Source organism: Aurantimonas manganoxydans SI85-9A1, from assembly GCF_000153465.1.
In the GTDB taxonomy this organism is placed as follows: domain Bacteria; phylum Pseudomonadota; class Alphaproteobacteria; order Rhizobiales; family Rhizobiaceae; genus Aurantimonas; species Aurantimonas manganoxydans.
This window is the reverse complement of record NZ_CH672387.1, coordinates 216904-233607: the sequence shown is the minus strand read 5'-3', so window position 1 is coordinate 233607 and position 16704 is coordinate 216904. Positions and strand designations below refer to the sequence as shown.

Genomic DNA, 16704 nt, shown 5'->3' with positions numbered 1-16704 from the left:
GGTCGGCGCCCTGCGAGGCCAACTCCACGGCGCGGCCAGACCCGGTCCGGCGGGCGGCCGGCGCCGGGCGCCCTGCTGACGGTGCCGTTACTGGACGGCCATGACCTTGATGATCGCCGGGCCGATGATGACGGCGAACAGCACCGGCAGGAAGAACACGATCATCGGTACGGTGAGCTTCGGCGGCAGCGCGGCGGCCTTCTTCTCGGCGAGGTTCATCCGCTGATCGCGGTTTTCCTGCGACAGCGTCCGCAGCGCGGTGCCCAGCGGCGTGCCGTAGCGCTCGGCCTGGACCAGCGCCGTACAGACCGTCCGCACGCCGTCTAGGCCGGTTCGGGTGGCGAGGTTGTCATAGGCCACCTTGCGGTCCGGCAGATAGGAAAGCTCGGCGCAGACCAGCACCAGCTCCTCGGCCAGCGGGATCGACTGGATGCCGATCTCCTCGGCCACCCGGCGAAAGGCCGCCTCGATCGAATTGCCCGATTCCACGCAGATCAGCAGCAGATCCAGGGCATCCGGCCAGGCCCGGCTGATCGACAGCCGGCGCTTGGTGGCACGGTTCTTCACAAAGAAGATCGGCGCGACGAATCCGACATAAGCGACGCCGAGGCAGATCGCGATGCGCATCATCGTCGGATGCGTGTCGAGAAGGCCGAGGCCGAAGACGTAGAACAGCGCGAGGGCGAACATCAATAGCGGCAGGACGGCGCGCGCGAACAGGAACAGGGTCAGCGGCCGCTGGCCGCGATAGCCGGCATTGCGCAGGCTCGACACGGTCTTGTCGTCGGCCAGCGCCGTGCGCAGGTTGAGCCGTTCGACGACGAGGCTGGCGACGCCCTTGCTGTCCTGCTGGCGCAGGCCAGAGCGGCCGCGCTCGTTCTCGGCGGCCATGCGCGCCCGCTCGCGCGCCCGCACCTCGTCGCGCTCCAGCGCCACCGCCTTCATCCGGCTCTTCAGCTGGTTGCCGGCGAGCATCGGCATGGCGATGGCGACGAATGTGGTGAACACCGCGATCGCCATGACCAAGCTGGCGGCGACCGCCGGGGACACCCCGAGTAGCGCGAACATATCCATACTCGTCTGCACCTTCCGCTTCGGCTGCGCCTTCTGAGCGGCGCCGGTCGGCCCTTAGAAATCGAAGCTGATCATCTTCTTCATCACGAAGACCCCGGTCGCCATCCACAGCCCCGAGACCGCCAGGATCAGGTGGCCGGTACCGGTGGTGAACAGGACGGAGATGTAGTCGGGCGTGGTGATGTAGACGAGGCCGGCGACGACCACCGGCAGCGCGCCGATGATGCCGCCGGAGGCCTTGGCCTCCATCGACATCGCCTGAACCTTCGCCCGCATCTTCTTGCGGTCGCGCAGCACGTTGGACAGGTTGCCCAGCGCTTCCGACAGATTGCCGCCGGCCTGCGACTGGATGGCGATGACGATGGCGAAGAAGTTCGCCTCGGGCGTCGGAATGTTGCGATAAAGCTTCTCGACCGCCTCGGAGATCGGCACGCCCATCTGCTGGCTCTCGATGATCTTGCGGAACTCGCTGCGCACCGGATCCAGCGTCTCGCCGGAGACGATCCTGAGCGTGTCGTTCAGCGGCAGGCCCGATTTCACGCCGCGCACGATCAGATCGATGGCGTTGGGAAATTCCTCGCCGAACTTATGGAAGCGCTTCTTGCGCGCCCGCGACAGGAGGAAGCGCGGCAGGCCGAGCCCGCCGACGACGACCGCGCCGATCAGGAGCAGCAACGGCGCGCCGAAGATCGCCGCCACGAACAGGCTGACGACCCCCATGACAATGCTCAACAGCACGAACTGCTTGACGCTCATCGTCCAGCCGGCCTGTTCGAGCTGGCGCTGCAGGGTCAGCTTGCCGGTGTGCTTGTCGCGCTCCTTCTGGCGCGATTCCAGCTCCTTCAGCGACGACTGGATCGTCTTGCGGCGCTTGTCCTGCTCCTTCAGCCGGTCGCGGGCGACCTTCAGCGAACGCCGCTCGGTGTCGTCGCGCGTATATTGCGCACGCCGGTTCTCCACCTTGCGTTCCTTGGCGATCCGCGGCTGCAGGAAGGCGAAGGCGAGCGCGCCGGCGGCGATCGTCGAGAACAGGATGAACAGGATGATGCCGGCCGGGTTCATTACAGCATCCCCGCCGGCTCGTCGGCGCCCGAGGCGTCGAGGGCGGCGGCAAGGCGCTGCTCCTCGTTGTAGTAGCGCGCCCGGTCCCAGAAGGCCGGCCGGCCGATGCCGGTGGAGCGGTGGCGGCCGATGATCCGGCCCTGGGCGTCCTCGCCGGTCATGTCGTAGACGAACAGATCCTGCGTCGTGATCACGTCGCCCTCCATGCCGAGCACTTCGGTGATATGGGTGATCCGGCGCGACCCGTCGCGCAGGCGCGCGGCCTGGACGATGACGTCGATGGAGCCGACGATGATCTCCTTGACGGTGCGCGAGGGCAGCGAGAAGCCGCCCATCGCAATCATCGATTCCATGCGGTTCAGGCACTCGCGCGGCGAGTTGGCGTGGATCGTGCCCATCGAGCCGTCATGGCCGGTGTTCATCGCCTGCAGGAGGTCGAAAACCTCCGGTCCGCGCACTTCGCCGACGATGATGCGTTCGGGTCGCATGCGCAGGCAGTTCTTGACCAGATCGCGCATGGTGATCTCGCCCTCGCCCTCGATGTTGGGCGGACGGGTTTCCAGGCGCACGACATGGGGCTGCTGGAGCTGCAGCTCGGCCGAATCCTCGCAGGTGATGATCCGCTCGTCGGTGTCGATATAGCGGGTCAGGCAGTTCAGAAGCGTCGTCTTGCCCGAGCCGGTACCACCGGAAATGACCACATTGCAGCGGACCCGGCCGATGATCTGCAGGATCTGCGCGCCTTCCGGCGAGATCGCGCCGAACTGGACGAGCTGGTCGAGGGTGAGCTTGTCCTTCTTGAACTTACGAATGGTCAGCGTGGTGCCGTCGATGGACAGCGGCGGCGCGATGACGTTGACGCGGCTGCCGTCGGGCAGGCGCGCGTCGCAGATCGGCGAGGTCTCGTCGACGCGCCGGCCGACCTGGCTGACGATGCGCTGGCAGATGTTCAGGAGCTGCTGGTTGTCGCGGAAGCGGACATTGGTCTCCAGCACCTTGCCGGCGACTTCGATGAAGGTCTGGCGGGCGCCGTTGACCATGATGTCGGCGATGTCGTCGCGTGCCAGCAACGGCTCCAGCGGCCCGTAGCCGAGAACGTCGTTGCAGATGTCGCTGAGCATGTCCTCCTGTTCGGAGATCGACATGGCGAAGCTCTTGATCGCGACGATGTCGTTGACGATGTCGCGGATTTCCTCGCGCGCGCTCTCAGCGTCGAGGCGGGCAAGCTGCGACAGGTCGATCGTGTCGATCAGCGCCGCGAAGACCTCGGCCTTGCGGGCGTAATAGCTGTCCGGCCGCACGGCCGCTGAATTGTCGCTCGTCGCGGCAGCTTCCCGCGGCGCCGCTGCCGCCGGCGGCGGCGTGACGGGCGCCCGCGACACGGGCTCGCGCGGCTTGGGCGCCGGGACCGGCGCGGCCGACGGCTTCGGCAGGGTCGAGGTCAGACCCATGCCGGGATTGCTGCGAGGCTCGCCTCCGCGTTTGCCGAACATGCTGCAGCTACTCCCTGGTTGCTTTGCCGCTGTGGCGCAGCCGCTGGAGAAGGCCCTGCTTCTTCGGCTTCTTGGCCGTGCCGCGTCCGGTCAGGACGTGGGCGACGTGCTCGAAGGCCTCCACGGCCGGATGCTTGCCGTCGAGTTCGGCGAGCATCTGCCCGTTATTGGCCGCATTGCCGAAGGCCTGCGGGTCGAAGTTGATCTGGGCGATCGGCTCGAGGCCGAGGGGATCGGCGAATTCCTCGGGCGAGATTTCCGGACGCCGCGGGATCGCCAGCTGATTGAGGATCAGGTGCGGCACCGGATCGTTGGGCCGCAGCTTGGCCAGCATGTCGACGAGGTTCTTGGCGTTGCGCAGATTGGCCAGGTCCGGCGTCGCGGTGATGACGATCTGGTCGGCCGAGGCGAGGACGCTGCGGGTCCAGTCGTTCCACACATGCGGGATGTCGAGCGCCACCACCGGCGCGCCACGTTGGGCGGTCTCGATCAGCGCCGAGAAGGCCTCGGTCGAGAAGTCGTAGGTGCGGTCCAGCAGCGACGGCGCGGCCAGCAGTGACAGATGCTCGGCGCATTTCGACAGCAGTCGGTCGAGCATGGTGTCGTCCATCCGCTCGGCCGAGAACACCGCCTCGGCGATGCCCTGGGCCGGGTCCTGGTCGAAATTGATGTTGGCGGTGCCGAAGGGCAGATCGAGATCGGCGATCACCACGTCGCTGGAGAACAGCTTGGAGATCGACCAGGCCAGATTGTGGGCGATCGTCGAGGAACCGACGCCGCCCTTGGCGCCGACAAAGGCGATCGAGCGGCCGAGCGGCTCGGAATCCGGCGCGGTGAACAGCGAGCCGATGATCGTCATGATGTCGGCGATCGAGACCGGCGCGACGAGATATTCCGAGACGCCGCGATGCATCAGGTCGCGGTAGAGCGCCACGTCGTTGTAGTGACCGATGATGATCACCTTGGAGCCCGGGTCGCAGACCTCCGACAGGGATTCCAGCTCGGCGATCAGCTCGAGCGGCGGCAGCTTGGATTCCAGGATGACGAGGTTGGGCGTCGGCGCGCCGGAGAAATGCTCCACCGCGGCGCGGATGCCACCGAGATTGACCCGCATGTGGGTCTTGGCCATGCGGCGGTCCGCCCCGGCATTCTCGATCGGCCGGGCCACGGCCTCGCTTTCGCAGAAGGCCTGGATGGAGATGCGGGGGATCGGCCGGACGTTCTCCAGACCGGCCGGATCGTCGAAGCTGGTGTCCGGCGCGGCGCGCGAAGCGGTAGACATGGTTTCCGCGGCTCCCATCAGTATTCGATTTCGCTGGAACCGGCCGCCGTCGTCGTCGGCTCGCCGCGCCGGTAATTGTCGAGCACCGTGGTGCGTCGGCCGGCATCGATGGAATCGACGCCGCGCGGCGACAGCAGATCACGCGGATCGGCGATCTGGGCGGCAAGGTTCTGCTGACTGGCGCAGCCGAAATTGAAGTAGTTCTTGTTCTCGGACGTGTCCGTCATGTCGTCGGGCCAGCGACCGCAGGGGCCGGTCTTGGCGACCAGCGTCGCATAGGTCAGCCGGATCGGCGTCGGTCCTTCGGCGCCCACCGCCGAATAGGGCTGCACGAAGATCCGGTCGCGCGAGATGTAGCGACCGCGCAGCGCCTCGACGATCTCGTGGCTGACCCTTTCGGCGGCATACTGGTTGGCCGAGCCGGTCGGCAGCATCACCTGGATGGAATCGGCGCCCGAGGCCCGGAACCGGTCGCCAAAATGCTCGACGCGGCCGCGATTGGCGTAGGACAGGCGGGCGTCGGACATCACGATCGGAATGTCGATGGCTTCCTGGTCCTCCGACACGACGATCGGATGCCGCGTGCGGTAGTCGTCGGGGATCGAGCCGACCTCGACATTGTGGACGTTGGCGCAACCACCGGCGATCAGCATCGCGGCCAGCGGCAACAGGGCGGCCATGGACGTCCGGGGACGGCGGCGGCCGATGATCTGCGAACGGTCTTGCACCTGCGATCTCCCAGAACCGGTCATTTGTAGATGAAGCCGACGACGCCGTGATACCGGCCGGGTGGCAGCTTGGTTTCCATGTGGCCGTAGACGCGGTTGACGCGGCCGAGGAAGTTGGCGGCACCGTCGCTGGACAGGGCGAAGCCGTCGTCCGGGCGGGCCAGTGCCTGGCGCGGAACCGGGCGCACCAGATAGGGCGTGACGATGATCACCAGCTCGGTCTCGTAGCGCTGGAAGTCGCGCGAGCGGAACAGCGTGCCCAGCACCGGGATCTTCGACAGGCCGGGGAAGCCCGACATGACCTGGCGAACCTCGTCGCGCACCAGGCCAGCGATGACCAGCGAGCCGCCCGACGGCAGTTCGACAGTCGTATCGGCCAGACGTTTGCGTATGCCGACCGTACCGACGCCGCCGTCCTTGCCGCCCGAGATGTTGAATGGCATCTCAAAAGTCGGCTCGGATACTGCGGTCCTAATCTTTAGGCTGATGCGGCCCGGTGACAGTACAACTGGAGTAAAATCGAGACCGATACCGTATTCGACTCGAGTTTTGTCGATTGATCTAGTCGGCGGCTCGGCTGGGATCGTGTCATAGATTGCTTGGCCGCTGCCATCGTACCCTTGGAACTCCCTGCGTGCGGGCGTGCCGGGATCATAGCTCTGGGCATCAGGTACGGTAAATTCGCCACCGACCTTGAAACTGGCCTTCTCGCCTGAGATCGCCGTCAAGCTAGGCTCGGCAAGCGTGCGCATAACACCGGCCTGCTCCATGGCGTTAAGTTGCGCGGTGATATCAAAGCCGCCAATACTGCCTGCGCTCGCGAGCATGCTTGAGGACAGCGCTTTACCAAGGGCGAACGGACTGTCAGTCTGGCCGTAGGTTACACCTTTACCCGCAGTGCTGTTAATGCCGAGCTGCTTGACCACCGAGCGCTGGACCTCGGCGACGGTGACCTTCAGCGTCACCTGGTCCTCGCCCTGGATCTGCAGGAGATTGACGATCTGGCTCTGGCGGCGGTCTTCCTGTGCGAAGCCGACGTCGCCATCGCCGCCGCCGGCCCCGCCCGAGGCGGTGGCCTGCTGGATGTACTGACCCGTTGTGCCCTCCCCGCCGGTCACGAACAGCCGCGCCAGACGCTCGACCTTAGCGGCGTCCTGGGGAGTCTGCACGGTGCCGTTCAGCACGACGTTGTCGTTCAGCATCTCGACCTGGACCACCGAGGACGGGACGTATTTGCGGATCGTCGCTTCGAGGCCGTTGATGTCGCGCTCGATCTTCAGGTCGATGGACGCGATCTGGCGGTTCTGTCGGTCGAAGACGACGATGTTGGTCTGGCCGATCTGCTTGCCGAAGATATAGATGCGACGGGCGTCGCGCGTGACGGCGTCGGCCACCGCGGGGTTCGCGACCAGGATATCGTGGGCATCGGCCTCGAGCACGATGACCTTGGTCTTGTTCAGACCGAGATTGATGGACTGGGAGCCCTGGCGGACGTTGACGACGGTCTGCTCGGCCTGGGCCGGCAGGGTCGTTGCCAGCGGCGCGAGTGCCGTGGACGCCGCGGCCATGACGACCACCAGTTTGCGAAGCCGGGCGCGTAGCATGTCGGATCCTCTCCAATCGTTCATCGGGTTGCCCGTCATTCCTTGGTGGTGATTTCGGAGGACTGGCCGTAGCGCACGACCCGGATCTTGCCGTTCCGGGCGTTCTCCTGGGCGAGCAGGAAGGCCGCATAGCCGGGCGAACCGGGCACGGAATCGGCGAGCGAGCGCAGCGACAGCACCAGACGGTCGGCGATCTGCTGGGCGGCGGTGAGGGCTTCGGCCTGTTCGGGATCGACTTCGAGCGTCGCCGTCGATCCGACCACGACCTTCTCGCCGTCCTTCTCCTGGATGGTCTGGTCGATGGCCAGGACCCGCAGATTGCGCAGGACGGTCTCGGTCAGGACCTGGTCGCCGCGGTTTTCCGAGCTGGAAACCCGGCGGGTCATGATGACGTCGACATGGTCGTTCGGCAGGACGAAGCCGCCGGCCGACGTTTCGGCCGCGATCTGGACGGCGACCGCCCGCTTGCCGGCCGGCAGGACGGCCGACATGAAGCCCTGGTCCGAACGGATCAGCTTGGATTCGCGCACCGGTTCGCCGGCGAAGAAGGACTGGCGGGCCAACGATCCCTTGAGCGTCTCGAGGGCGTCGGGCCGGTCGGACTTGCGGATCAGCGTCGGTCCGATGCCGTCCTCGGGCCAGCTCTGCCAGTCGAGCGCCTCGTCCACCGCCTCGCCCATCGACAGGTCGCGGGACGTGACCAGCACTTCGGCGAGCTTGATCGGCGGCTCGGCCGGCGCCGCCGTGATGATCACCGGCTCGGCCTTTTCGGGCTGCAGGTTCAAGGCGACGAATGCCGCACCCATGGCTGCGACCAATGCGACCGCCACAACTGCCATGCGGGCTAGATTCATCGGGCTACTCCTCGCAAACGAGGCCGCGACCATGCGGCTGTTCACGACGGTTATCGCCGACAAACCCTCAATGTATGGTTAACGAAATCTCTCCGCCTTGGCGGGCAGGCGTCAGAACGGGGCGCTGCGGGCCGCGATGTCGATCCAGACACTGCCGGAATAGACGGTCAGGCCGGCAAGGCCGAGGGCGATCCCATAGGGAATACCGGTTTCCCGCTCGAGCAGGCGATCGATGAAGGCGACGCCGGTCACGGGCTGCAGAAAGGCCCGGATGGTCAGGAGCCCGATCGTCAGGAGCCCGCCATAGATACTGGCGAAGAGGATGTATTCGAGGAGCATGGGGGTGGGCCCGAACCACACCGCGGTGGCGGCCAGGAGCTTGGCGTCGCCGCCGCCCATCCAGCCCGCGGCGAACATGCCGAAGCAGACGGTCAGGCAGACGAGGCCGATGCCGAGATGGGCACCGATCGCACCGGGCGCCATGCCGGCCGCATAGGCGACGACGGGAAAGGCCAGGGCGAGGAGGATGGACACACGGTTGGCGATGGTCATCGACACCAGATCCGACGCGGCCGCGTAGAGCATGGCGAAGGGGAAGATGACGAGGATCGCAAGGGCCGTCATGCACTCACTCCAGGAGCCAGGACCGGGCGAAGCGTCTGCTCCGTCCCGGTCCTGATGATCAAGGTATCACACTGCATCTCGGCGAGACGCGTCGTGATTACTTGATGGCGGCAGGCGTGGAGCCGAGCATCGTGCCGATGTTGGTGAAGGAGGTGGTGAGGCCGCCGGTCACGAACGGGAACGCGGCGATCAGGGCGACAGCCATGATGGCGGCGATCAGGCCGTATTCGATGGCGGTTGCGCCGGACTCATCCTTGGCGAAGCGAGCGAAAAGCTTGGACATTGGGAACTCCTTGATATCCAGATACCCGTTTGAAGCAGTATCCCCGTCGACAGCCTTGTCGATCGGATTGAGCCATGTCTAAGGCTGGCCGGTTGCGATCGTCTTAAGCGGCGTGGTTTATTTTCCATTCGGTACTTGCATCGAATTTTCATCTTTGCTTCACGACCGGGCTTAATCCGGCGTTTACCAAGACCGTTCTACCTAGAGTGAGGACTCCAGCAGCAGAACGGGATGAGCCACATGACCAGCACACTGCGCGCCGCACTGGCTGCGATCGCCGTTCTCGCCGCATGCGGGAATGCCGCCGCCGTCGACAGCCGCGATGTCCTGCCGGTCGAGGTGGATCACGCCCGGATCGTCCAGATCGACAACCCGGCTGCCACGGTGATCGTCGGCAATCCGGCGATCGTCGATGTGGAGGTGCTGTCCTCGAACCGCCTCGTCCTCACCGGCCGCAGCTACGGCATCACCAATCTCGTCATCCTCGACGCCAATGGCGACATCGTCATGGACCAGCAGGTGGCGGTGCAGAGCTTCGAGGACAACACGGTGCGGGTCTACCGCCAGGCCAGCCGCGTCACCTATGCCTGCGCCCCCAAATGCGAGCCGACCGTGACCATCGGCGACAATGTCGACAGCTTCGGAGAGGCCGCGCAGCAATATGCCCAGCGCCAGGGCATGGCGATGGATGCCGCCAAGCAGTAGTCTTGCGCCGCGCCACCCCACCTCCCCTGTGAAACCGTCCCGGTCCGCCTATCTGGCTGACCACACGCCGCGTCGGCCTTGGCTGCCCGCCGGCGCCTGACAGGCCGGGGCTCCGGTCGCGGCAAGGAGAGAATGTTGGCGCGCGCTGTTTTGATCGTTCTCGATTCCTTCGGGATCGGCCATGCAAGGGACGCCGAGGCGTTCGGCGACGTGGGAGCCGACACTTTCGGCCATATCCTGCAACGCGCCGAAGCCGGCGAGGCCGATCGTGCCGGACTGCGTCAGGGTCCGCTTGCCGTGCCCAACATGCGCCGCCTCGGTCTCTTCCAAGCCGCGGGCCTCGACGGCAACGGATCGCCCGACGGCCTCTGGGGCTCGGCCGGCGAGGTCTCCCACGGCAAGGACACCCCGTCCGGACATTGGGAGATCGCCGGCGTGCCGGTGACCTTCGACTGGGGCTATTTTCCCCATACCGTGCCGACCTTCCCCGCCTCCCTGATCGCGCAGATCGGCGACGACGCCGACATTCCCGGCATTCTCGGCGACTGCCACGCGTCGGGCACCACGATCATCGCAGATCTCGGCGAGGAGAGCATCGCGACCGGCAAGCCGATCTTCTACACCTCCTCCGACAGCGTGCTGCAGATCGCCGCCCACGAGACCCATTTCGGCCTGGAGCGGCTCTACGCGCTCTGCGCGGTCGCACGGCGGCACGTCGATCCCTTGAATATCGGCCGGGTCATCGCCCGCCCCTTCATCGGCGAGACCGCCGCGACCTTCCGCCGGACCGCCAACCGCCGCGACTATTCGGTGCCTCCGCCCGAGCCCACCATCCTCGACCGTGCCGTCGCCGCCGGCCGCCGCGTCACCGCGATCGGCAAGATCGGCGATATCTTCGCCCACCAGGGCATCTCCGAGGTGCGCAAGGGCGACGGCAACATGGCGCTGTTCGACGCCATGCTGGACGCCATGGACGACGCGGCCGACGGCGACATCGTCTTCGCCAATTTCGTCGATTTCGACATGCTCTACGGCCACCGGCGCGATGTGGCCGGCTATGCGGCGGCGCTGGAAGCCTTCGACGCCCGGCTGCCCGAGCTCGAAGCGCGGCTGCGGCCGGGCGATCTCGCCATCATCACCGCCGATCACGGCTGCGACCCGACCTTCCGCGGCACCGACCACACCCGCGAGAACGTGCCCGTGCTCGGCTTCGGGCCGGGCATCGCGTCCCGCGCCATCGGCCATCGCGAGACCTTCGCCGATATCGGCGAGAGCGTCGCCGCGCATCTCGGCCTGCCGGAAGGCCGCCACGGAACGAGCTTTTTGTGAATACCGACGCCGCCCCGGCCCTCGCCCGCGCAAGGTCCGGCGGCGCCGTCCCCATGGCCGAACTCCACTGCCATATCGAGGGCGCGGCCCGCCCGGCACTGGTGCTGGAACTGGCCGAACGCCACGGCATCGACCTCGGCGGCATCGTCCGCGACGGCGCCTATGTCTGGCACGACTTCACCAGCTTTCTCGCAGCCTATGATCGCGCCTCGCTGGTCTTCCGCGACGCGGCCGACTATTGCCGCCTCGCCGAGGACCATCTGACCGGCCTTGCCCGCGCCGGCGCGGTCTATGCCGAGTTCTTCATGTCGCCCGACCACGCGGCATCGGCCGGCGTGCCCGGCGAAGCCTATCTGGCCGGTCTCGCCGAAGGTATCCGCCGCGCCAAGACCGCGACCGGCATCGAGGCGCGGATGATCGCCATCGGCGTCCGCCATCTCGGTGCCGACCGTGTCGAGGCCGCCGCACGCTTTGCCGCGACCCATGCTGTGCGCGAACCGCTTCTGACCGGCTTCGGCCTTGCCGGCGACGAGCGGATCGGCACGCCCCGGGACTTCGCCCGTGCCTTCGATATCGCCCGCGACGCCGGGCTCGGCCTGACCGCCCATGCCGGCGAATTCGACGGGGCCGAGAATGTCCGCGAGACCGTCGAGATTCTTCGAACGAGCCGCATCGGCCATGGCGTGCGCGCTGTCGAGGCGCCGGACGTGGTGCGGATGCTGGCCGACAAAGGCATCGCCCTCGAAATCTGCCCCCACTCCAACCTTGCACTCGGCGTCTGTCCGGACGCGGCTTCGCATCCGCTGCGCCCGCTGGTGGAAGCCGGCTGCCGGGTCACGCTGAACTCCGACGACCCGCCCTTTTTCGCCACCGATCTTGCGGCCGAATACGCCTTTGCCGCGTCTGCCGGCTTCGGGCCGGGCGACCGTCTCGGCTTCACCCGCAACGCCATCGAAGCCGCCTTCGTCGACGAGGCGACCCGGCAGCGTCTCCTCCAGCAGCTCGTTGTCTCGGCGATCGCCCTTGGCGCGCCGTCATCGTCCGGTTAAGCAGAAGCCAAATCAGCCAGAAAGCGAGGCCCCATGGACGGCGTCACCGTGATCGACCACCCGCTGGTCCAGCACAAGCTCACCATCATGCGCAACAAGGAGACCTCGACGGCGAGTTTCCGGCGGCTGCTGCGCGAGATCTCCACGCTCCTCTGCTACGAGGTCACGCGCAATCTCGACCTGACGACGATCCGGATCGAGACGCCGATGGAGGCAATGGATTCGCCCGTGCTGGAAGGCAAGAAGCTGGTCTTCGCCTCGATCCTGCGGGCCGGCAACGGCCTTCTGGAGGGCATGCTCGACCTCGTGCCCGCCGCGCGCGTCGCCCATATCGGGCTCTATCGCGACCACGAGACGCTGCAACCGGTCGAATATTACTTCAAGGCGCCCGAGGATCTGGAAAACCGCCTCGTCATCGTCGTCGACCCGATGCTGGCAACGGCCAATTCGGCCATCGCGGCGATCGAGAAGCTGAAGGAGCGCGGCGCGAAGAACATCCGCTTCCTCTGCCTGCTCGCGGCCCCGGAAGGCATCGAGCGGTTCCGTACGGCGCATCCGGACGTGCCGGTCTTCACCGCCTCGATCGATCGGCACCTCAACGACAAGGGCTACATCGTGCCCGGCCTCGGCGATGCCGGCGACCGGATGTACGGCACCAAATAGCCGCCATGGCAGGCCGGTCTTAACCGATCGGCAACCGCGCCGGGCGATTGCCGCCCGGCATCGCCGGCTTTTCGCCTCCGGTTAACCCGGCCGCGCCCAGACTGTCCGATCCAGTCGCAACGGGTCGGACAGCCGGATGCAGAACTTCGTCATCATCCTCGCCGTGACCTCGCTGGTCGCGCTGGCCGTGCCCTCGGCCTTCGAGCACTACCGCGCCGGCATGCTGTCCGGTCAGGTGGAGACCGTCGAACCCGCCCCCGTGGTCATCGACGCGGCGGTGGAACGTCCCGCCAGCCTGTCCGGCCGCGTCGCGCGCCTCGCCGCCGATGCCAGCGGCCATTTCCGGACCGACACGCGGATGAACGGCCGCTCCGTCCCGGTCCTGGTGGATACCGGCGCAACTTACGTTTCCATCAATGAAACCACCGCTCGCCGCCTTGGTGTCGCCCCGCAACTCGACGAATATCGCTATCGGGTGCAGACGGCCAATGGCGAGACCACGGCCGCCCTCGTCACCGTCGAGCGCCTGCAACTCGGCCCGATCGAGCTGCGCGACGTCGACACGCTCGTCACCCGCGACGGCACCCTGCCCGTCGCCCTCCTCGGCATGAGCTTCCTCGGCCGCCTGTCGAAATTCGAGATCGCGAGCGATCAGCTGACGCTGAAGCAATAAGACCCCAGCCCGAGGCGCTCAGCCGATGCGGTCGATGACCGCCGGGCGTGAGCCGTCCGGCTCTGCATCGCCGAAGCTGTAAGCTGCCCGGACCGCCGCCTCGGCCGCCGCCCCGTCCCGCGCATGAACCATGGCGATCGGATCGCCTTCGCCCAGCACCGTGCCGATCGCGGCGAGTTCCGTCAGGCCGACCGAATGGTCGACCGCGTCCTGCGGCCGCGTGCGTCCACCGCCGAGACCGACGATACAAAGCCCGAGCTGCCGCGCATCGACGGCCGTGACGGTCCCCTGCCTCGTCGCTGCAATCGGTCGAATGACAGGCGCCTTGGGCAGATACGCATCCATCCGCTCGACGAAATCGGCAGGTCCGCCCAGCGCGGCCACCATCCGGCCGAAGATCTCCGCTGCGCGTCCGTCGTCGAGGGCGGTGCGCGCCTTGGCTTCAGCGGCGGTAAGATCCGGCGCAAGCCCTGCCAGCACCAGCATCTCCGCCGCCAGCGCCAGCGTCACCTCCTCCAGTGCCGCGTCCCGGTGCTCGCCGGTCAGGAAGCGGACGGCATTGCGCACTTCCACCGCGTTGCCGGCGGCCGAGGCCAGCGCCTGGTCCATGCGGGTGATCAGCGCCGTGGTCTTCAGCCCCGCCCCGTTGGCCACCTCGACGAGGCTCGTTGCCAGCGCTCTGGCGTCCGCCTCGCTGGCCATAAAGGCGCCGGAGCCGCATTTGACATCGAGCACCAGGCCTTCGAGCCCGCCGGCGAGCTTCTTCGACAGGATCGAGGCGGTGATCAGCGGGATCGATTCCACCGTCGCCGTGACATCCCGCACGCCGTAGAAGCGCTTGTCCGCCGGGGCGAGTTGGCCGGTCTGGCCAATGATCGCGCAGCCGACCTCGCGCACGGTTCGCCGGAACGTCGCATTGTCGGGCGTCACCGAATAGCCGGGGATCGATTCCATCTTGTCCAGCGTGCCGCCCGTATGGCCGAGCCCGCGGCCCGAGATCATCGGCACGGCCGCGCCGCAGGCGGCAACGATCGGCGCCAGCATCAGCGAGACATTGTCGCCGATGCCGCCGGTCGAATGCTTGTCGACGACCGGACGGTCGAGATCGGACCAGTCGAGCGTCTCGCCGCTGTCGCGCATCGCCTCGGTCAGCGCGACGGTCTCGTCCCGCGCCATGCCCCGGAAGAACACCGCCATGGCAAAGGCCGCGACCTGCCCCTCGGTGACACTGCCGTCGTCGAAGCCGGCGATGAAGGCCTTGATGGCGTCCGGATCGAGGGTCTCGCCGTCGCGCTTGGCGCGGATGAACTCCTGCGGCAGGATCGCCATCAGTAGCCGGCCGCCCCGCCGGCCCGGGGCTTGCCGCCCGCCACCGCGAGAAGATCGCCCAGGACGCTGGACGCGCCCAGACGGAAGCGCTCCGGCGTCGCCCAGCCGGGCCCGCAGATCGCCTCGGCGAGTTCGAGATAGCCGTTCGCGTCCTCGAAGGTCTTGATGCCGCCGGCCGGCTTGAAACCAACGTCACGGCCGGAATCGGCGATCGCGCCGAGCAGCAGCCGGGCGGAGACGGGCGTGGCGTTCTCGGCGACCTTGCCGGTCGAGGTCTTCAGGAAGTCGGCCCCGCCGTCGAGCGCCGCCTGGCAGGCCACGCGGATCGCGTCCGGGTCGCCGATCTCGCCGGTCTCCAGGATCGTCTTCAGCCGCGCCGTGCGGCAGACCGCCTTCACCTGGCGCACCTGGTTCTCGACGAAATCCGGATCGGCCGGAATCTTCCGATAGGCGATCACCAAGTCGATCTCCTCGGCACCGTCGGCGACCGCCACCCGGGTCTCGGCGAGGGTCGCGTCCAGATCCTCGCCGCCAGCCGGGAAGTTCACCACCGTCGCGATGCGGATGGCCGGCGCCAGCCTTTCGCGCGCGAAGGCGACGAATTGTGGCCAGATGCAGATCGCCGCCACCGGCCCTTCCGGCGTCGCCGCCCGCTCGCAGAGCGCCGCGACATCGGCCTCGGTGCAGTCGTCGTTGAGATTGGTCAGGTCGAGGCAGGCGATCAGTTGGCGTGCGCGGGCCTGCATGTCGGCATCAGTCATCGAAGCCTCCGTTTTCCAGCATGGCGCCGAGAATCCGCGCCAGCCGCGCGCCACCCTTCGGCGCCATGTCCTTGGTCTCCGCATGGGAGAGTTCGGCGCCGGTCATGCCGGCCCCGTAATTGGTAATCACCGAGGCGGCGACGACCCTCATGCCGAAGAACCGCGCCAGGATGGTTTCGGGCACCGTCGACATGCCGACCGCGTCGGCGCCCAGCGTGCGCGCCATGCGGATCTCGACGGGCGTCTCGAAGGACGGGCCGGAGAACCACATGTAGACGCCGCCGAACAGCGTCTCGCCGGCCGTCTCCGCCGCAGTGGCAAGACGCTCGCGCAGCTCGGCATCATAGGCCGCCGTCATGCCGACGAAGCGGGCGTCGGAGGCTTCGCCGATCAGCGGGTTGAGCCCGGAATAATTGATGTGATCCTCGATCATCATCACCGAGCTGGGCGGCATGTCCTCGCGCACCGAGCCGGCCGAATTGGTCAGGAGCAGCCGCTCGATTCCAAGGTCGGCGATCGCCGCGATCACCGGGCGCATCACCGCCGCATCGCCGGCCTCGTAATAATGGACGCGGCCCGACAGGACGAGGATGTCGCGCCCGCCGAGCCGGCCGACGACGATCTCGCCGGCATGGCCGGTCACCGCACTCACCGGAAAGCCCGGAACCTCGGCAAAGGGGATCCGGACCGCATCCGCGATCGCATCGACCAGCAGCCCCAGTCCCGAACCCAGCACCATCGCGGCCACCGGGCGGCGGTCGCCGAGCCGGTACCGCAGATAATCGGCCGCCGCGCTCATGCCAGGCTCTGGGGGTCGAAGGCGCGCGGCAGGAGTTCGCCCATGGTGACGGTCTCGCGAACGCCGCCCTCGGCGTCGCACAGATGCACCTTCGTTCCCGCGTCGGCGAATTCGGCGATGCGCTGCCGACAGCCGCCGCAGGGGGTGCACAGCGGCAGCTTCTCGGCGACCACCGCGACTTCGGCGATCCGCCCGCCGCCGTCCATCACCAGATGGCCGATCGCCGTCGTCTCGGCGCACCAGCCTTCGGGAAAGCTGACGACCTCGACATTGCAGCCGGAGAAGATGCGTCCGTCCGTGGTGCGCAGGGCCGCGCCGACAGGGAATTTCGAATAGGGCGCGTGGGCGCGCCGCATCGCGGACTTCGCCAGCGCGAAGAGATCGTCCGCCAT

18 protein-coding genes are annotated in these 16704 nt (G+C 67.2%); 5 read left to right on the top strand and 13 right to left on the bottom strand.

The window, feature by feature from the left end:
- Positions 1-87 precede the first annotated feature (87 nt).
- From SI859A1_RS01410 to SI859A1_RS01370, 9 genes are all read right to left on the bottom strand, one after another.
- Entirely contained in the window at positions 88-1068 is a 981-nt protein-coding gene (locus SI859A1_RS01410) for a type II secretion system F family protein (RefSeq protein WP_040324973.1), read from the bottom strand.
- 60 nt (positions 1069-1128) lie between these two features.
- Positions 1129-2136 (bottom strand): type II secretion system F family protein, encoded by a 1008-nt coding sequence (locus SI859A1_RS01405; RefSeq protein WP_009208096.1) that lies wholly within the window; start codon positions 2134-2136, stop codon positions 1129-1131.
- The gene (locus tag SI859A1_RS01400) at positions 2136-3629 is read right to left on the bottom strand and encodes a TadA family conjugal transfer-associated ATPase (protein WP_009208095.1); all 1494 of its coding nucleotides are present in this window, start codon (positions 3627-3629) and stop codon (positions 2136-2138) included. The genes SI859A1_RS01405 and SI859A1_RS01400 overlap by 1 nt, the downstream gene beginning before the upstream one ends.
- A 7-nt stretch (positions 3630-3636) precedes the next feature.
- Positions 3637-4911, bottom strand: a complete 1275-nt coding sequence (locus tag SI859A1_RS01395) for a CpaE/TadZ family protein (RefSeq protein ID WP_148233695.1) — start codon at positions 4909-4911, stop codon at positions 3637-3639.
- Positions 4912-4928: 17 nt separating this feature from the next.
- Positions 4929-5591, bottom strand: a complete 663-nt coding sequence (locus SI859A1_RS01390) for a CpaD family pilus assembly protein (RefSeq protein WP_148233909.1) — start codon at positions 5589-5591, stop codon at positions 4929-4931.
- A gap of 68 nt (positions 5592-5659) precedes the next feature.
- The gene (locus tag SI859A1_RS01385) at positions 5660-7243 is read right to left on the bottom strand and encodes a type II and III secretion system protein family protein (protein ID WP_148233694.1); all 1584 of its coding nucleotides are present in this window, start codon (positions 7241-7243) and stop codon (positions 5660-5662) included.
- A 35-nt stretch (positions 7244-7278) separates the two neighbouring features.
- Complete coding sequence (cpaB, locus tag SI859A1_RS01380; RefSeq protein WP_040324971.1) at positions 7279-8097, bottom strand: Flp pilus assembly protein CpaB; 819 nt, start codon at positions 8095-8097, stop codon at positions 7279-7281.
- A 111-nt stretch (positions 8098-8208) separates the two neighbouring features.
- Entirely contained in the window at positions 8209-8721 is a 513-nt protein-coding gene (locus tag SI859A1_RS01375; protein ID WP_009208090.1) for an A24 family peptidase, read from the bottom strand.
- A gap of 97 nt (positions 8722-8818) precedes the next feature.
- Entirely contained in the window at positions 8819-9004 is a 186-nt protein-coding gene (locus tag SI859A1_RS01370) for a Flp family type IVb pilin (RefSeq protein WP_040324969.1), read from the bottom strand.
- A 240-nt stretch (positions 9005-9244) separates the two neighbouring features.
- On the opposite strand from SI859A1_RS01370, the gene SI859A1_RS01365 reads away from it, so the two are divergent.
- The 5 genes from SI859A1_RS01365 to SI859A1_RS01345 all read left to right on the top strand — a co-directional run bounded on the left by SI859A1_RS01365 (position 9245) and on the right by SI859A1_RS01345 (position 13423).
- Positions 9245-9709 (top strand): pilus assembly protein N-terminal domain-containing protein, encoded by a 465-nt coding sequence (locus tag SI859A1_RS01365; protein WP_148233693.1) that lies wholly within the window; start codon positions 9245-9247, stop codon positions 9707-9709.
- A 135-nt stretch (positions 9710-9844) separates the two neighbouring features.
- Positions 9845-11038, top strand: a complete 1194-nt coding sequence (locus SI859A1_RS01360; RefSeq protein ID WP_040326135.1) for a phosphopentomutase — start codon at positions 9845-9847, stop codon at positions 11036-11038.
- Between the two features lie 53 nt (positions 11039-11091).
- A complete protein-coding gene (gene add, locus SI859A1_RS01355) occupies positions 11092-12087 on the top strand; it encodes an adenosine deaminase (protein ID WP_040326134.1) in 996 nt (331 codons plus the stop codon).
- 33 nt (positions 12088-12120) lie between these two features.
- Positions 12121-12750, top strand: coding sequence for a uracil phosphoribosyltransferase (gene upp, locus SI859A1_RS01350; RefSeq protein ID WP_009208086.1), 630 nt, complete (start codon positions 12121-12123; stop codon positions 12748-12750).
- Positions 12751-12886: 136 nt separating this feature from the next.
- Entirely contained in the window at positions 12887-13423 is a 537-nt protein-coding gene (locus SI859A1_RS01345; protein WP_009208085.1) for a retropepsin-like aspartic protease family protein, read from the top strand.
- Between the two features lie 18 nt (positions 13424-13441).
- Here SI859A1_RS01345 and deoA read toward each other — a convergent pair whose 3' ends face one another.
- The 4 genes from deoA to SI859A1_RS01325 are packed head-to-tail and all read right to left on the bottom strand — an operon-like array spanning position 13442 to position 16704.
- Positions 13442-14752: a thymidine phosphorylase gene (gene deoA / locus SI859A1_RS01340; protein WP_009208084.1), complete on the bottom strand. Its 1311-nt coding sequence runs from the start codon at positions 14750-14752 to the stop codon at positions 13442-13444.
- Positions 14752-15513: a deoxyribose-phosphate aldolase gene (gene deoC / locus SI859A1_RS01335; RefSeq protein ID WP_009208083.1), complete on the bottom strand. Its 762-nt coding sequence runs from the start codon at positions 15511-15513 to the stop codon at positions 14752-14754. The genes deoA and deoC overlap by 1 nt, the downstream gene beginning before the upstream one ends.
- Positions 15506-16312 (bottom strand): purine-nucleoside phosphorylase, encoded by an 807-nt coding sequence (locus tag SI859A1_RS01330; RefSeq protein WP_009208082.1) that lies wholly within the window; start codon positions 16310-16312, stop codon positions 15506-15508. Before SI859A1_RS01330 ends, deoC begins: the two co-directional genes overlap by 8 nt.
- The gene (locus SI859A1_RS01325) at positions 16309-16704 is read right to left on the bottom strand and encodes a cytidine deaminase (protein WP_009208081.1); all 396 of its coding nucleotides are present in this window, start codon (positions 16702-16704) and stop codon (positions 16309-16311) included. Before SI859A1_RS01325 ends, SI859A1_RS01330 begins: the two co-directional genes overlap by 4 nt.

Excerpts from the sequence above, each read along its gene's own strand:
- SI859A1_RS01410 (WP_040324973.1), bottom strand. The coding sequence starts at position 1,068 with ATGTTCGCGCTACTCGGGGTGTCCCCGGCGGTCGCCGCCAGCTTGGTC.
- SI859A1_RS01400 (WP_009208095.1), bottom strand. The coding sequence starts at position 3,629 with ATGTTCGGCAAACGCGGAGGCGAGCCTCGCAGCAATCCCGGCATGGGT.
- SI859A1_RS01365 (WP_148233693.1), top strand. The coding sequence starts at position 9,245 with ATGACCAGCACACTGCGCGCCGCACTGGCTGCGATCGCCGTTCTCGCC.
- SI859A1_RS01375 (WP_009208090.1), bottom strand. The coding sequence starts at position 8,721 with ATGACGGCCCTTGCGATCCTCGTCATCTTCCCCTTCGCCATGCTCTAC.
- SI859A1_RS01390 (WP_148233909.1), bottom strand. The coding sequence starts at position 5,591 with ATGGCCGCCCTGTTGCCGCTGGCCGCGATGCTGATCGCCGGTGGTTGC.
- add (WP_040326134.1), top strand. The coding sequence starts at position 11,092 with ATGGCCGAACTCCACTGCCATATCGAGGGCGCGGCCCGCCCGGCACTG.
- deoC (WP_009208083.1), bottom strand. The coding sequence starts at position 15,513 with ATGACTGATGCCGACATGCAGGCCCGCGCACGCCAACTGATCGCCTGC.
- SI859A1_RS01345 (WP_009208085.1), top strand. The coding sequence starts at position 12,887 with ATGCAGAACTTCGTCATCATCCTCGCCGTGACCTCGCTGGTCGCGCTG.
- SI859A1_RS01385 (WP_148233694.1), bottom strand. The coding sequence starts at position 7,243 with ATGCTACGCGCCCGGCTTCGCAAACTGGTGGTCGTCATGGCCGCGGCG.
- deoA (WP_009208084.1), bottom strand. The coding sequence starts at position 14,752 with ATGGCGATCCTGCCGCAGGAGTTCATCCGCGCCAAGCGCGACGGCGAG.
- SI859A1_RS01370 (WP_040324969.1), bottom strand. The coding sequence starts at position 9,004 with ATGTCCAAGCTTTTCGCTCGCTTCGCCAAGGATGAGTCCGGCGCAACC.
- SI859A1_RS01325 (WP_009208081.1), bottom strand. The coding sequence starts at position 16,704 with ATGGCGGACGATCTCTTCGCGCTGGCGAAGTCCGCGATGCGGCGCGCC.
- upp (WP_009208086.1), top strand. The coding sequence starts at position 12,121 with ATGGACGGCGTCACCGTGATCGACCACCCGCTGGTCCAGCACAAGCTC.
- SI859A1_RS01395 (WP_148233695.1), bottom strand. The coding sequence starts at position 4,911 with ATGTCTACCGCTTCGCGCGCCGCGCCGGACACCAGCTTCGACGATCCG.
- SI859A1_RS01405 (WP_009208096.1), bottom strand. The coding sequence starts at position 2,136 with ATGAACCCGGCCGGCATCATCCTGTTCATCCTGTTCTCGACGATCGCC.
- cpaB (WP_040324971.1), bottom strand. The coding sequence starts at position 8,097 with ATGAATCTAGCCCGCATGGCAGTTGTGGCGGTCGCATTGGTCGCAGCC.
- SI859A1_RS01330 (WP_009208082.1), bottom strand. The coding sequence starts at position 16,312 with ATGAGCGCGGCGGCCGATTATCTGCGGTACCGGCTCGGCGACCGCCGC.